Annotated in this window: 16 protein-coding genes; all 16 read right to left on the bottom strand. The window is 40.0% G+C overall.

The genetic code is table 11. The features are described 5' to 3' along the window. Positions 1 to 7: 7 nt before the first annotated feature. On the bottom strand, positions 8 to 1708 hold the full coding sequence (locus AC503W_RS07545; RefSeq protein ID WP_494916621.1) for a proline--tRNA ligase: 1701 nt from the start codon (positions 1706 to 1708) through the stop codon (positions 8 to 10). A gap of 244 nt (positions 1709 to 1952) precedes the next feature. After that, the gene (gene rseP / locus AC503W_RS07540) at positions 1953 to 3221 is read right to left on the bottom strand and encodes an RIP metalloprotease RseP (RefSeq protein WP_402868389.1); all 1269 of its coding nucleotides are present in this window, start codon (positions 3219 to 3221) and stop codon (positions 1953 to 1955) included. A 7-nt stretch (positions 3222 to 3228) separates the two neighbouring features. After that, the gene (gene dxr, locus AC503W_RS07535) at positions 3229 to 4389 is read right to left on the bottom strand and encodes a 1-deoxy-D-xylulose-5-phosphate reductoisomerase (protein WP_494916619.1); all 1161 of its coding nucleotides are present in this window, start codon (positions 4387 to 4389) and stop codon (positions 3229 to 3231) included. A 40-nt stretch (positions 4390 to 4429) separates the two neighbouring features. Beyond that, positions 4430 to 5227: a phosphatidate cytidylyltransferase gene (locus AC503W_RS07530; RefSeq protein ID WP_427686379.1), complete on the bottom strand. Its 798-nt coding sequence runs from the start codon at positions 5225 to 5227 to the stop codon at positions 4430 to 4432. A gap of 25 nt (positions 5228 to 5252) precedes the next feature. After that, the gene (gene uppS / locus AC503W_RS07525; RefSeq protein WP_402868383.1) at positions 5253 to 6026 is read right to left on the bottom strand and encodes an undecaprenyl pyrophosphate synthase; all 774 of its coding nucleotides are present in this window, start codon (positions 6024 to 6026) and stop codon (positions 5253 to 5255) included. Positions 6027 to 6395: 369 nt separating this feature from the next. Then, positions 6396 to 6953 (bottom strand): ribosome recycling factor, encoded by a 558-nt coding sequence (gene frr, locus AC503W_RS07520; RefSeq protein ID WP_402868382.1) that lies wholly within the window; start codon positions 6951 to 6953, stop codon positions 6396 to 6398. 3 nt (positions 6954 to 6956) lie between these two features. Continuing rightward, on the bottom strand, positions 6957 to 7673 hold the full coding sequence (gene pyrH / locus AC503W_RS07515; protein WP_402868380.1) for a UMP kinase: 717 nt from the start codon (positions 7671 to 7673) through the stop codon (positions 6957 to 6959). Positions 7674 to 7803: 130 nt separating this feature from the next. Continuing rightward, entirely contained in the window at positions 7804 to 8688 is an 885-nt protein-coding gene (gene tsf / locus AC503W_RS07510) for a translation elongation factor Ts (RefSeq protein ID WP_402868378.1), read from the bottom strand. A 283-nt stretch (positions 8689 to 8971) separates the two neighbouring features. Next, positions 8972 to 9685: a 30S ribosomal protein S2 gene (gene rpsB / locus AC503W_RS07505; RefSeq protein WP_402868377.1), complete on the bottom strand. Its 714-nt coding sequence runs from the start codon at positions 9683 to 9685 to the stop codon at positions 8972 to 8974. Positions 9686 to 9836: 151 nt separating this feature from the next. Further along, on the bottom strand, positions 9837 to 10472 hold the full coding sequence (locus AC503W_RS07500) for a hypothetical protein (RefSeq protein ID WP_402956340.1): 636 nt from the start codon (positions 10470 to 10472) through the stop codon (positions 9837 to 9839). 11 nt (positions 10473 to 10483) lie between these two features. Further along, positions 10484 to 10807, bottom strand: coding sequence for a hypothetical protein (locus AC503W_RS07495; RefSeq protein WP_494916613.1), 324 nt, complete (start codon positions 10805 to 10807; stop codon positions 10484 to 10486). Positions 10808 to 10972: 165 nt separating this feature from the next. Then, on the bottom strand, positions 10973 to 11740 hold the full coding sequence (locus AC503W_RS07490; protein WP_402868372.1) for a FliA/WhiG family RNA polymerase sigma factor: 768 nt from the start codon (positions 11738 to 11740) through the stop codon (positions 10973 to 10975). A gap of 124 nt (positions 11741 to 11864) precedes the next feature. Then, positions 11865 to 12368 (bottom strand): chemotaxis protein CheD, encoded by a 504-nt coding sequence (locus tag AC503W_RS07485; protein WP_494916608.1) that lies wholly within the window; start codon positions 12366 to 12368, stop codon positions 11865 to 11867. Beyond that, positions 12361 to 12999: a chemotaxis protein CheC gene (locus AC503W_RS07480; protein ID WP_402868368.1), complete on the bottom strand. Its 639-nt coding sequence runs from the start codon at positions 12997 to 12999 to the stop codon at positions 12361 to 12363. The genes AC503W_RS07485 and AC503W_RS07480 overlap by 8 nt, the downstream gene beginning before the upstream one ends. Positions 13000 to 13003: 4 nt before the next feature. Further along, positions 13004 to 13474, bottom strand: a complete 471-nt coding sequence (locus AC503W_RS07475) for a chemotaxis protein CheW (protein WP_402956335.1) — start codon at positions 13472 to 13474, stop codon at positions 13004 to 13006. A 124-nt stretch (positions 13475 to 13598) separates the two neighbouring features. Beyond that, positions 13599 to 15644 carry a chemotaxis protein CheW gene (locus AC503W_RS07470; protein WP_494916605.1) on the bottom strand — a complete coding sequence of 682 codons (2046 nt, stop codon included), beginning with the start codon at positions 15642 to 15644 and terminating at the stop codon, positions 13599 to 13601. Positions 15645 to 15648: the final 4 nt, after the last annotated feature.

The following is a 15648-nucleotide window of genomic DNA, read 5'->3' as shown; positions in this document are numbered from 1 at the left end:
TACTGCTTTATCCCAATAATTCATGCAACTTCTGTGCAAGTTCCGATGTTTCCAGTTCAAGCACTTCACCTGTTTTACGGATCTTCACTTCCACGATGCCTTCGGAAGCTTTTTTACCGACCGTTACGCGGACAGGAAGCCCAATCAAGTCAGAATCGGCAAATTTCACTCCGGCACGTTCATGACGGTCATCCATCAAGACATCCATGCCTTGTTTTTTAAGTTCAGCATATAGTTTTTCTGCAAGTTCAGCTTGAGATTGATCCTTCATATTAACCGGAATCAAATGGACCTGGAACGGAGCCAAATTCACCGGCCATACTAAACCTTTCTCATCATTGAATTGCTCAGCGACAGCTGCAAGTGTACGAGATACACCAATACCGTAACAACCCATGATCATCGGTTGCGAACGGCCGTTTTCATCTAGGAACGTCGCGTTCATCGCTTCGGAATATTTAGTCCCAAGCTTGAATACGTGACCGACTTCAATTCCTTTAGCAAACTTGATTATTCCGTTGCCATCCGGTGATGGATCTCCCTCTTGGATAAAACGAAGATCGATAAAACTTTCCACCTTAAAATCACGGTCAGGGTTTACATTCACAAAATGATAATCTTCCTCATTAGCGCCGCATACTCCATTAACCATTGCTTCAATGGCCAAATCAGCGATGACTTCCACGCTTGAGGCAATATTGATTGGTCCAAGAGAACCTACCGCACAACCTAAGACTTCTTTCGTTTCGTTAGGGTCCACTAACTCCACGACTTCAGCATTGTAGAAGTTTTTTACTTTGATATCATTCACTTCATGATCTCCTCGTACCAAGACGAGTACATATTTTTCATCCACTTTAAATAACAAGGACTTGATCAATTTTGAAGCATCGGTTTTTAAAAATGAAGCTACATCATCAATTGATTTCTGTCCAGGAGTATGAACTTTATCAAGTGTTCCCTGCTCTTCGGAATCTTTTTCATATTTTACCGCTACAGGCGCCATTTCAATATTCGCCGCATAATCGGATGTATCTGAATAGGCAATCGTGTCTTCTCCAATTTCAGAAAGCACCATGAATTCATGTGTATCCTTTCCACCCATCGCTCCTGAATCGGCGATGACTGCACGAAAATCAAGGCCACAACGGCTAAATACATTTGAATAGGCCGCATAAAGTTTTTCATATACGGCATCAAGACTTTCTTGATTTGAATGGAATGAGTAAGCATCCTTCATGATGAATTCGCGTCCGCGCAATAAACCAAAACGAGGTCTTTTTTCATCACGGAACTTCGTTTGGATTTGATAAACCGTCAATGGCAAACGCTTGTATGACTTCACTTCGTCACGGACCAAGCTTGTAACGACCTCTTCATGTGTAGCTCCAAGGGCAAATTCACGGTTGTTACGGTCTTTTAATCGCATTAATTCGGGTCCATATGTATACCAACGACCGGATTCCTGCCAAAATTCCGCTTGTTGAAGGGCTGGCATCAATAATTCTACGGCACCTGCATTGTCCATTTCTTCCCGAACAATCGCTTCAACCTTTTGAAGCACTTTATTACCAAGCGGCATAAAACTGTAAACACCACTTGAATTCTGTCTCATGAATCCTGCTCGCAACAAAAGCTGGTGGCTTTTAATTTCTGCATCTGCAGGGACTTCCCTCAATGTAGGGATTAACGTCATACTTTGTTTCATATCTACACCTCTTCAATATTTCCTTTAAACTTCCATACGGAAATTTACGGGTCATGTAATACAAAATTACATTATTATTGTCTGATTGATTTAAATTAAGTTGATTTCATTCGCTCTTTTTCGATTATACTTACGAATTCCCGATAAAACAAACTATTTTGCCCAAACTCTTCAAAAAGTTACAAGTAGATTCAAACAGCCAACAGATAGTTCTGCTGGCTTGTTTGGTTTCATTCATATCAGCTTATAGGAAGAATCTCTGGATGTCATTCCATGTCACGACGATCATTAACAACATCAGCAAAGCAAATCCGATGAAATGCACCATTCCTTCTTTTTGGCGATCAATTGGTTTTCCTCTTAAGAACTCAACCACGAAGAATAATAATCGTCCGCCGTCCAAAGCAGGTAACGGTAAAAGATTCATGATTCCTAAATTTATGCTGAGCAACCCAGCCCATTTCATCAACGTGAACAAGCCCTGTTTTGCGACTTCCTCAGTCGATTTATATATACCTACTGGACCAGATAGACTGTCAATCGTAAAGCCACCCGTTACTAGGTCACCCAGAATGATGAAAATCTGTTTCGTCCAAAAATACGTCTCCGTCGCACCATATTGAATGGCTTTTAGTGGAGCTTTTTCAACGGGCGGGTATACCCCGATGATTCCAATTTTCTGACCTTCCCTCTCGACTTCCTGAGGAGTAACTGGAACTTCTAACGTTTTACCGTCCCTATATACAACGAATTCGATTTCCTTACCGGGACTTTTTTGGATACTCGCCTGTACATCTTCCCAGGTTGTGACTTCCGTACCTTCAATCGATTGAATGGCATCCCCTGATTTAAGTCCAGAAGTAACGGCTGCACCGTCCTTAGTTAATTCACCCAGTTTGGCTTCGTCCACCACGACGCCTTGAAATAAACCAATCAATGTAAAAATAACAAAAGCTAGAACAAAGTTCATTGCTGGGCCCGCTAAGATTGTTAAAAAGCGGTGTCCAAGAGATTTAGATGCAAACTGGCGATCATAAGGGGCAATTTGGTTCTCGACCCCATTTTCAACGATTACGGCTTCCTTATGGATTGAAAACGTTTTTAACGTGTCTTCTTCTCCCTCTTCATATCCCGTAAGTATCAGTTTATGATCTAAATCTATCACTTCCACTTCGACAAGCCGAATATCCGGGTATTTGTCTTTGTTGTTCAAGATGATTTTCGTGACGGTTTCTTCTTCATCAAACATCAATCCCACACGGTAACCAGGTTTCAATTCAATATTTTCCGCATCTTCTCCGGCCATTCGAACGTATCCACCTAGAGGAAGAAGACGTATCGTATAGACCGTTTCCTTCTTTTTATATGTAAATACTTTTGGTCCAAATCCGATTGCAAATTCGCGGCATAGAATTCCAGCACGCTTCGCAAATACTAAGTGTCCAAGCTCATGGAAAAAAACAAGAGCGCCAAAAATGATAATGAACGCTATAAGCGTTTCTAGAGTCTGCATGTTCTGGTCACCTATCTTTCACTAAGGATTCTATAAACTTCCTTGTCATTTTATCGACTTCCTGGATCGTTTCTAAGTCAGGACTCGCTATGACAGAATGTTTGTTAAGCGCTCTTTCTATCAGGGTTTCAATTTCTAGGAAAGAAACTTTTCCAGATAAAAATGCAGCTACTGCAGCTTCATTTGCAGCATTCAACACCGTTGTCATCGTGCCGCCCATTTTACCTGCTTTGTAAGCGAATTGCAAACAAGGATATCGAGTGAAGTCCATTTCACTAAAGTGGAGTTTTCCCGCTTCAGCCAAATTCAAACGCTTCCGTCCTACAAGAGGCAGTCGATCTGGATATGTAAGGGCAAATTGGATGGGTACACGCATATCAGGTGTACCTAACTGTGCCATCACACTGGAATCATGAAATTCCACCATTGAGTGGATAATGCTCTCCCTATGGAGAAGCACGTCAATCTTTTCGTATGGAAGATCAAACAACCAGTGTGCCTCGATTACTTCCAATCCCTTGTTCATCATGGATGCTGAATCGATGGTGATTTTAGCCCCCATAGACCAGTTTGGATGGTTTAAAGCCTCTTCTACCGTGACGCCTTTTAGCTCTTCACGGGTGCGATCACGGAAACTTCCACCAGAGGCAGTAATGACTAAGCGCTCGATATTTTTTTCTTGTTCACCCTGAAGTGCTTGAAAAATTGCTGAATGCTCACTATCGACCGGAAGCAGCCTTACCCCGGCTTTTTTCGCTTCATCAATGACCAAATGGCCCGCTGTTACCAAAGTCTCCTTATTGGCAATCGCAATATCCTTACCGGCTTTAATCGCTTGCAAAGTCGGATAAAGTCCTACGCTGCCGATGACCGCATTCACTAAGACTGTTGCTTGATTATACACAGCCACTGCCGTTATTCCCTCATCGCCATACATGAACTCAATATCTTTCCGGTTAGAGAACTCGCTTTTCAAAACCTCATAATCTTCTTTTGTCTGTACGGAAACTAGTTCTGGTTCAAACTCTTTTATATAGGTTCTGACCAAAGCAATATTCTTTCCGGCCGAAAGTGCCACTATCTTAAATTGATTGGGATGGGCCCTGACCACATCCGCCGTTTGCTTGCCTATCGAACCTGTTGCACCCAGAAGGCTGATATACTTCAAATCCGTTCATCTCCTAATTCATATAACCTTACCTTTTTAATTATAATACATGCAATAAATGTAAGATTGGTAAAATAAATATTAAACTATCCAGCCTGTCTAAAATCCCGCCATGACCAGGTAGGATCTTTCCTGAATCCTTTACGCCATAATGACGTTTATAAGCCGATTGAACAAGGTCTCCCAGTTGGCCGAAGATTGCTATGATTAATGATATCAACAACAATTGCCATATCGAATAGTCAAGGGATGAAAATACGTAAAAAAGCACACCTACGACTAACGCGGAAACTACGCCTCCAAAAAATCCCTCGACTGTTTTATTAGGACTGATTTCAGGCCATAACTTCCTCTTACCGATTGCTTTTCCAATGAAGTATGCTCCTGAATCGGTTGCCCATATCGTAAATAAAGTAAGAAGGATATAGACTAGACCTAGAGATTCATTGTCACGTGTTTCAAAGAAATAGTAAAAGCCGATGCCTAAGTAAAGAATCGCAATGACCAAAAATCCTGCATCATCGAAAGTGAACATATTTTTCGAAAGGACCGTATAAAGCAATAGCACTAAAACGCCGATTAAGAAAATCTGTACTTTGTCATAATTATTTTCAGTTAAAAACGTGCTATATTCATTCGGCAGTAATAATATCCAAAGTAAAACATGTGAAAGAATCGCCTCAAAGGAGAATACACGCATCTTTTTCATTTTCATCAATTCATACAAACCGATAGATGCTAGAAGGTAGATTACCAATAAAAAGGGAAGCTTCCCTATCATCACGATTGGAATGAAGATGGCGGCAGCGATGACTGCCGTAATAATTCTCTGTTTCATTATTCCTATTTCCTCGCCTTCTACATTAAACGCCACCGAACCTGCGTGAACGTTTTTGATACTCCTCGACAGCCTGTAGTAAATGACCTTCACTAAAGTCCGGCCATAACACATCCGTAAACCATAGCTCGGTATACGCTGACTGCCAAAGCATGAAGTTGCTTAACCTTTTTTCGCCGCTTGTACGGATCAACAAATCCGGATCCAGCAAATGTTGTGTCATTAAGTAGCTTGATACTATTTCCTCAGAAACATTTTCCTTTATTATACCATTTTTCACATCATGTATGATGCTGTTGACCGCCGCAACTATTTCTCCACGGCTTCCATAATTAAGGGCAAAGTTCAAAATCATCCCGTTATTATTTTTCGTATCCTCCATCGCTTGTTTAACTGCTTTCTGAGTATGTGACGGGATTAACGATAAGTCTCCCATCATCTCCACCCTTACATTTTCAGCTATAAGCTCTGGCAAAAAGGTGCCTAGGAATTCCTGTGGAAGTTTCATCAAAAAATCGACTTCACTTTTCGGACGTTTCCAATTTTCTGTGGAGAACGCATAAACGGTCAACGTTTTTATTCCCAACTCATTAGAAATCTTTGTTATTTTTCGAACGGTTTTCATTCCTTCATGGTGGCCTGCCACACGTGGCAGCGCACGTTTTTTAGCCCATCGGCCGTTTCCATCCATAATAATGGCAATATGTTGAGGAACATTAGACTCCTTAATATGCTGGATCCTACTTGCTACATCGGAAGAAGCATCTTTTTTAACGAAACGCTTCCATAGTGAATACATATGTTAGTCCCCCATTAGGTTGTACTTATCTCTACAAAGGCAATATTTACGTGCACTATGTATATTTTTTGGATTCTAAATAAGAACAGAATCTATATTATAATATCAAAAAAAAACTTGTTCTCATATTATTATTATGAAAATATTATCTTCATTAGAAGTTGGCAAGAAATAAATAATGCATATCCTTTCAAGAAGAAAAGGCAAAAAGGACCTCCTCCATCATTTTCAAGCTCTTACTAACTCAGGCGTAATCATAATCGGAGAAACCTTATTATAACAGTTTTCTCTTTTTAACACACCTATATGTTAGATCAAAGACATGACCACAATGGATTCGGCCCTTTTATTCAATGCTTTTAGAAGGGATTATACTTCTAGAATTTCTTTTTCTTTATCTTTTGTAATATCATCGATTTTTGAGATGTTGCCATCCGTCATCTTTTGAATGTCATCTGCATAACCGCGCAAATCATCTTCTGTGATATCGCCATTTTTCTCAAGCTTTTTCAACTCATCGTTAGCATCACGGCGAACGTTACGAACCGCGATTTTTGCTTCTTCGGCTTCTTTCTTAACGACCTTGACAAGTTCTTTCCTACGTTCTTCTGTTAACGCAGGAATGGCAATCCTGATTATAGAACCATCATTAGAAGGATTTAATCCTAAATCCGATTTCAAAATTGCTTTTTCAATCTCGCCCAAAATCGTTTTGTCATAAGGCTGGATGACTAAAAGTCTTGCTTCTGGTACAGAAATGCCCGCCATTTGATTGATAGGTGTTTGGGATCCGTAATAATCAATTGAGATTCTATCAAGCAATGAGGCATTTGCTCTTCCGGCACGGATGCTGGCTAATTCACGTGTGTAAGCGCTAATGGCTTTTTCCATTTTCGTTTTCGCATTCGAAATAACTTGTTTCGGCATCTTTTATTTCCCCCTTACAATAGTTCCAAGCGTTTCGCCTAATACAGCGCGCTTAATATTACCTTTTTCCATAATAGAGAAGACAATCAATGGAATATCATTGTCCATACATAGCGAGGACGCAGTAGAATCCATGACTTGTAATCCGTCTTTTATCACATCAAGATATGAAAGCTCATCATACTTCACTGCATTTTTGTCTTTAACAGGATCAGCATTGTATACGCCATCCACATTGTTCTTCGCCATCAAGATGACATCCGCTTCAATTTCAGCTGCACGTAATGCGGCAGTCGTATCCGTTGAGAAATATGGGTTTCCTGTTCCTGCTGCAAAAATGACTACTCTCTTTTTCTCCAGGTGTCTAATTGCACGTCGTCTAATATATGGTTCTGCCACTTGTCTCATCTCAATGGACGTTTGGACGCGCGTTTCAATCCCAAGCTGCTCGAGGCTATCTTGTAACGCCAATGAATTCATGACTGTAGCGAGCATGCCCATATAATCGGCATTTGCACGGTCCATGCCCATTTCACTACCGATTTTCCCGCGCCATATGTTTCCGCCACCGACAACCACAGCTACTTCTACATCCAATTCAGCTACTTCTTTTACTTGTTCTGCAATCGACTTTATAACTGCAGGATTAATTCCGAAACCCTCGTCTCCAGCCAATGCTTCACCACTGAGTTTCAATACGACACGTTTATATTTAGCCATGAGAACCTCCAACTATGTAATCTTTTTGTTCGTCCATCATGTTCATTCTTGCATTAATCAAAAATTCAGGACATTTTAAAAAATAGGGAACACTATAGTGTTCCCTATTTAACCATTTTCTTACAATCAATTAGTCCTTTTTAACTTGGTTCATTACTTCTTCAGCAAAGTTTTCTTGACGTTTTTCAAGACCTTCCCCTACTTCGTAACGTACGAATGAAAGGATTTTTCCGCCTAGTGCTTCAACGAATTGTCCTACTTTTTGATCTGGGTTTTTAACGAAAGCTTGTTCGTTTACACAGATTTCTTCGTAGAATTTGTTGATACGTCCTTCAACCATTTTAGCAACGATTTTTTCTGGCTTGCCTTCATTTAGGGCTTGTTGAGTAAGAACTTCACGTTCGTGCTCTAGCTCAGTAGCGTCTACTTGGTCACGAGAAACATATTTTGGGTTAAGAGCTGCGATGTGCATAGAAACACCTTTAGCTGCTTCAGCATCAGTTGTACCTTCAAGAACTGTAAGTACGCTGATACGTCCACCCATGTGTAGGTAAGCGCCGAAAGCATCGCTGTCTGTTTTTGTAACGACTTGGAAACGGCGAAGAGTTAATTTTTCACCAATTTTAGCTACTGCTGCATTGATATGATCAGCAACTTTCACACCGTTTTCCATTGTTTGCTCAAGAGCAGCTTCTACAGTTTCAGGCTTGTTAGCCAATAAGAATGAAGCCAATTCTTTAACAAGAGTTTGGAAACCTTCGTTTTTAGCAACGAAATCAGTTTCTGAGTTCACTTCAAGGATTACTGCTTGGTTTCCGTCTACTACGATAGAAGTTAACCCTTCAGCAGCGATACGGTCGCCTTTATTGGCAGCTTTTGCAATTCCTTTTTCGCGAAGGAAGTCAATCGCTTTATCCATATTTCCTTCAGTTTGTACAAGTGCTTTTTTGCAGTCCATCATGCCAGCGCCAGTTTTTTCACGCAATTCTTTAACTAATTGTGCAGTGATTGCCATAATATAAATCCTCCTCAAATTAAGTGCGGTTTATTCAGTCTTTACCCATTTTGCTAGATAATACTTGTTTTCAACAACAAATACAACAAATCGCAGCAAATTTTTACAAAAAATATTTATTGGTCAACGTTAAGACAAATAAGCTCGGTTCTCTCCAGTTTCAAAAATCAGCCGTGATAAGGCACGGGATTTATGTATGCTTATTTAGTGCAAAAAAAAGGGATAAAAGGCATTATCCTCTTATCACCTTTTTTTCTCACTAGTTAAGCAGTTCTGTCAACTATTAAGCAGTAGTTGTTTCAGTTGCTGTTTCTTCGCCTTGTTTAGCTTCTAAGATAGCATCTGCCATTTTACCTGTTAATAATTTAACAGCACGGATTGCATCGTCATTCGCAGGAATAACTACGTCGATTTCGTCCGGATCACAGTTTGTATCAACGATACCAACAAGTGGAATGTTTAATTTGTGTGCTTCCGCAACAGCAATACGCTCTTTGCGAGGGTCGATAACGAAGATCGCATCTGGAAGAGTCTTCATATCTTTAATACCGCCTAAGAATTTTTCTAAGCGATCCCATTCTTTTTTAAGTTGGATTACTTCTTTTTTAGGAAGCACTTCGAAAGTTCCGTTAGCGTCCATTTTTTCGATATCTTTAAGACGATTAATACGTTTTTGGATTGTTTCAAAGTTTGTTAAAGTTCCACCTAACCAACGTTGGTTTACATAGTACATACCAGAGCGGATAGCTTCTTCTTTAACTGATTCTTGAGCTTGTTTTTTAGTACCAACGAAAAGAACAGTTCCACCGTTAGCAGCTAGTTCTTTAACGAAGTTATAAGCTTCTTCAACCTTTTTAACTGTTTTTTGAAGGTCGATGATGTAGATGCCGTTACGCTCAGTGAAGATATATTTCTTCATCTTAGGGTTCCAGCGACGTGTTTGGTGTCCGAAATGCACACCAGCTTCAAGCAATTGTTTCATAGAAATGACTGACATTTTAGTTCCTCCTAAATGGTTTTGTTTTTCCTCCGCTCCGATCATTTTCATACAGAAACTGTATAAACAGCACCATCTGCTAGAATCACGGGCGTGTGTATTAACACCATTTCATAATATATCATACTCAGGTGATACAATCAAGCAATATTTATCTATCCATACGGAACTTTAATAAAAGCTCAATTTCCGTTTGACCCCTATTTAATTTTTTGGCGATATCTTCAATTGAAAGACCTTGCTCCACTAAATAGTCTACCTGTTCATTTAATGATAATTCTTCTAAAGAATCCTGTAGCATGGCTGAAAAATCTTTTTCCACGCGTGCCTCTTGTTTGGTTAAAATGGAGGCCTCCGCCGAAAGTTCGAGCTTGTCCTTCACTTCATTGGCTGGCTTGAATTCTTCTTCTATTCCAGTCTGGTTCATATAAGCATTAGCAGCCTGCAATTTCTTCCCGTTAAAACTTGGTTCTTTATAGTCAGGGAATGATTCCTTTTCTAGTTCTGCTTCCTTTTCTATAGGTGGCCTTGTTTTTACTATTACTGACTCTTCTATCTTTTTCTCATTAGGTAAGACGTCAGTTTGTGTAAAAGCTTTTATCAAGGCTTCGTTATCTTCCTTCATTTCCATTAGATAACCTGTTAGTAGTTCTTCCATTTCAATTATGGTGGCTTTTTGTTCCTTTTCTAGCTTACTTAATCGATTTTGTCTAAGATACAAAAGAATAACGGCGAAAATCGTGAAAATATTTAGACTAAAAAGGAGTAACATAAAAAATACTGACATGGTGCCTCCTCTTAACCGGAATAGTCGATACTCTTTCCTTTATAGGGATGGGGATCTATATTCTCTGTTGTTTGTCTCGTATTGTCTTTCTTCCTACGCTGTTTAAAAAACGGACCCTTATCTGCGCTACCTTCCTTTTCATAAAAATGAGCTGGGAGCTTTTGTTCCTCGCCCATTACAGTCGTTTGTTTTCGTTCCTCTTCTTTTCTTCCTTGATGGGTGGCATGATCCTGTTGGATTAGATTTTTTTGTAAAAGTTGTTCTTGTTCTTGGATCTTTCCGGCATCTTGGGTTCTTGGAAGGGCAATTTGCATCTCGATTGCTTTTAAACTCACAGCCATCCACCCCTATATTTCTATAGTGATTCTTCTGTATAACTGCCTGTGTACACATGTTCTTCCCATGGATTCAAAATGTTCGGAATGGTCTGTCCAAACTGATAAATCCATGCATTCCTCATAGAGCATGCCTCGAAGCATGACACTAAATAAAAATATGGGTTAACTTTTTTTATCCTGCATAGCATGTCTAAGTTTAAATATCGCCCTTGAGTGAATTTGCGATATCCTTGATGTGGAAAGACTCATCACTTGTCCAATTTCCGTCAGCGTAAGTTCTTCTTTATAAAAAAGTTGCAATACCAACTGTTCTTTCTCATTTAGTGTTTCTATGACCTTTGCTAGCTCTGCATACAATTCTTGTCTTAGAACATTCTCTTCAGGCAGGTCTGCTTTATCATCTTTAATATGGAAATTCGTTTTTTCTTTGTCATCCTGTTCTTGAGGATTTTCATCCATGGATAAAACATTGGCAAAGAAATGCTCGTTAAGTGCAGCATATACTTCATCTTCCGGAATATTTAATTCAAATGCAATTTCCTTTGGTGTAAGGTTCCGCATATATTTTTGTTCCAATTTTTCAATAGCTGAATCGATTTTTTTCGCTTTATCCCTCGCACTCCGCGGTAGCCAATCCTCTTTCCTTAAACCATCCAATATGGCCCCACGGATCCGGAATGAAGCATATGTGTCAAATTTCAGATCACGCTTTGGATCAAAGCGCTCCAAGGCATCAAATAAGCCCATCATCCCTAAACTCCTAATGTCATCACGACTGACATTCCTAGGAAGGCTGACTGAAATACGTTGGACATGGTAAGATACAAGTGGAACATATTTCTTCACCAAAACGTCCCCTGCTTGCGGGTCCCTGCAGTCGACCCAATTTTTCCAGCATAACTGTTCTTCTTCGATAGTCAGTTGAGACATGGGATTTCCTCCTAACATTGTTTACGTTTTGTAATCAAAACGGTCCTCGAAGGCTCTAGGTGCAACAATATTTTGATTGCAGTGTTCCCGTCACTTTCCGGCTGCGCAAATTTCATCTTCCCAATTAAATATTTCTAGTCCCTTTATTTACTGTCCGGATATTAAGCATGCACTTTGTCACATTGAATTCTATCGTCCTACCACTGTTCCCGCCGACGTCCTCCGAAACGACCTGTATTCGTAAATCAGCCAATTCTTTCCGGACAGCTTCAACATTTCGGGGTCCTATTCTCATTAAATCCCCCCCAGAGGCAAATTGAAACATTTGTGCACCTCCAGCCAGCTTTGCTTTTAAAAAAGCAGGCCTTGCTCCTTCCTTCACCAGACGATTCACCAATTCCTTTACGGCTGTATCGGCAAACTTGGCCCGATTAATCTGACCAGACTTAGCAAGTGAAGAATCCGGCAACATGACATGCGCCAAACCGGCAATCTCTCTTTTCTCATCATAAATGACGACCCCTACGCATGAACCAAGCCCTGAAGTGCGAATCGAATAAGGAGGTTTTACAGTATTCATATCCGCTATCCCCACTTTAACAACTTGGAATTGCAATAATTCAACCATTTATTGTCACTCCCAGGGCAGCAAAAATAGTATCAAAGGAATCAGGATCGGGCAGTAAAAAGAAATGGCCATTGATAGATTCAGCAAACCTCTCATTCTGCGCTAGGACGGTATCTATCACAATAGCAGAATCACTTACTTGTGATAATTCCAGTAATCCATAACTGATAGTTGCTCCCACCATATCGATATTCAAGGAAGGAACCGATGGATATATATTCAACTTAGTAAAATCCGATAAAGAAGAAAGATAGGATCCCGACAAGATATTCCCTAATTCCTGTAGACAAGAAAGAGCTAATTCAGAATGCTGTGGTTTATCAATGGAGAAGGTTTCATCCCCTATCATCTGTTGAATGAAATATTCAGCTACAGGTAATGAAAGGATAAAAATCATGCTTCCAGTGGCATCTCCTTCAATTCGCAAAAAGACACTAGCCACAACATGTTCTGCTCCCCCTGCCAATTCCATCATTTCATCAAAGGAAACTACCCGGACATTAGGAACATTCATATCTATTTTTTTATTAAGAATGGCAGAGAGTGCAGTAGCAGCATGTCCCGCACCAATATTCCCAATTTCTTTGAGGATATCAAGGTGGATGGGGTTGATTTTATCAATAAATGACATCCCTTTATCCTTCTTTTCTCACGATTTCATTTGCTTCGAGACTTAAGGCCTTCTCCAAATTCACCAATACAAGCAAACGTTTTTCAATTTTTGCGACACCGCTGATATATTCCGAAGCTAAATGACCGACAACTTCCGGCTGAGGCTCAATGCTCTCGACAGGAATGTCAAGCACATCATTGGCTGAATCGACAATCAACCCTACTTCGATGTCATCAAGGACAACGATGATGATCCTCGTTGAATCGTTATATTCAACCTCTTCAAAACCGAAACGGACTCTTAAATCAATAATGGGGGTAATCACACCCCTTAAATTAATCACACCTTTAACAAATGGAACGGCTTTGGGCACCCTTGTTATATGCAAAAGTTTTTCTATTCCACTTACTTTATCCACCGGAATCGCATATTCTTTGTCTTTGATTTGAAACACGATTACTTTTATATCTTGAACAGGACTTGTGGTCGACATTCAATTATCCTCCTCTTTTTACCCCTCAACCATATCTACTGTTCATCCATTGACCCTTGTTTCCAAAGGGTCTCCAGTAATCAAATGGTAGGAAGGATTGTAGCGAATCTATATATTAAAATGGTCAGTGAATCAATGCATTGCAATCGACAATCAAGGCTACTTGGCCATCGCCTAAAATAGTAGCTCCAGATATAGCAAATGCAGTCGATAAATAATTACCTAATGACTTCAAGACGATTTCAAGTTGCCCTATAAAGGAATCCACTACAAGTCCCGCCATTTTTTCGCCTTTCCTGACTATAACGATTGAAAGAAACTCTTCTTCTTCGTTTTGTACGGGCACTTCAAAAATGTCCTTTAGGAACAGGAGTGGCAGCACTTTTCCTCTAAAGTCGATCACTTGTTGATTATGGGCATTCATAATATCTTCTTTTCTTATAATGGCTGTCTCTATAATAGAAGAAAGAGGGATTGCATATTTCTCCTGTTGAATTTCAACTAACATGACGGAAATGATAGATAACGTCAAAGGAAGTTGTATGAGAAAAATGGACCCTTCATTCTCCTTAGAGTCGATTGTTACCGATCCGCCCAGTGATTCTATTGTGTTCTTCACGACATCCAAACCTACGCCACGGCCAGATACATCCGAAATGGTATCGGCTGTGGAGAAACCTGAAGCGAAAATCAATTCATAAATTTGCTTATCCGATAGTGTTGCGGCGGTTTCCTTCGTTAGTATTCCATTGGAAAGGGCTTTACTTAAAACCCGTTCTTTATTAATACCAGCTCCATCATCTTCAATTTCAATGAACACATGGTTACCGCTATGATAGGCCTTTAATAGAATCTTCCCTACTTCATTTTTCCCCATAGAAAGACGCTTTTCAGGTGTCTCCACTCCATGATCCATCGCGTTTCTTAATAAATGAACGAGTGGGTCGCCAATTTCATCAATGACCGTTCGGTCCAATTCAGTTTCAGCGCCGATAATCTCTAAATCTACCTTTTTATTTAAATCCCTCGCTAATTGGCGTACCATTTTCGGAAAACGGTTGAATACCGTTTCGACAGGAACCATGCGCATGTTCAACACAATCGTTTGCAAATCGCTTGTTACGCGAGACATTCTTTCCACAGTTTCGTGCAGTTCCTGGTTATCCAAATCGCTTGAAATTTGATCTAACCTTCCTCTATCGATAACTAGTTCTTCAAATAAGTTCATTAATATATCTAGCCGCTCGATATTTACCCGAATGGTCTTGCTTGGAGCATGCTTGACCGCTTTTTTTGTTTCTTTAGCCTCATTGATTGAAGGTGACTGGTCCGTACCTTCCTGAGGCTTTTTATCGGCCGCTTTTTTTTCCTCTTTAATATTTGCAGCATGACGTAGTTCTTCCAGATTTAGGGCTGTTATTTCGACGACATCCACTTCTGAAACCTTCATGATTTTTTTCTTGGTCTCTTCCATCGATTCATTGGTCACCAATGTAACCGTGAATTTCTGATCAAATTGTTCTTCCTCCAAAAGTTCAGCGGGTGGATTCGATTTTATCACCTCACCTGACTTTTCAAGAACTTCAAACACCATAAACACTCTTGCAGCTTTTAAAAGGCAGTCGTCACGTAAGCTGATTGAAATTTCATAGCTTTTAAATCCTTGGTCCTTGGATTGCTGCAAAACAGTCATTTCAAATTCGTCATATTCGCCCATCGGTGCTTGTTCCATTGTTTCTAGAACGGGAGATGCAGCTGCCGTTTCATTAAATGTAGGGATAACCAGTGATTCACCTTTTTCGATTTGTTGCAATTTTTGCACCACGTTCGTCACATCACGTTTGCCATCTCCGCCTTCAGCAATCGACATGACAATTGCTTCTAGGTCATCCACCGCCAAGAATATTACGTCGAACAGTTCAGGAGTTAGGATAATTTTGCTGTTCCGGATCGCATCTAGAACATTTTCCATTTTATGGGTCAAATTAGCTAAATCCTCATAGCCCATTGTAGCCGACATACCTTTTAAAGTATGTGCGGAACGAAAAATCTCATTGACTATCGAAAGATCCTCCGGGTTCTTCTCAAGTACCAACAGCTGTTCACTACACGTTTGAAGATGTTCTTTACTTTCTTCAATAAATACCTCTAAATACTGATTCATATCCATACAA

The sequence above is a fragment of the Peribacillus suis genome (genome assembly GCF_059384845.1).
Note: the sequence above shows the minus strand (reverse complement) of the source record. Positions and strands in the feature narration are given on the sequence as shown.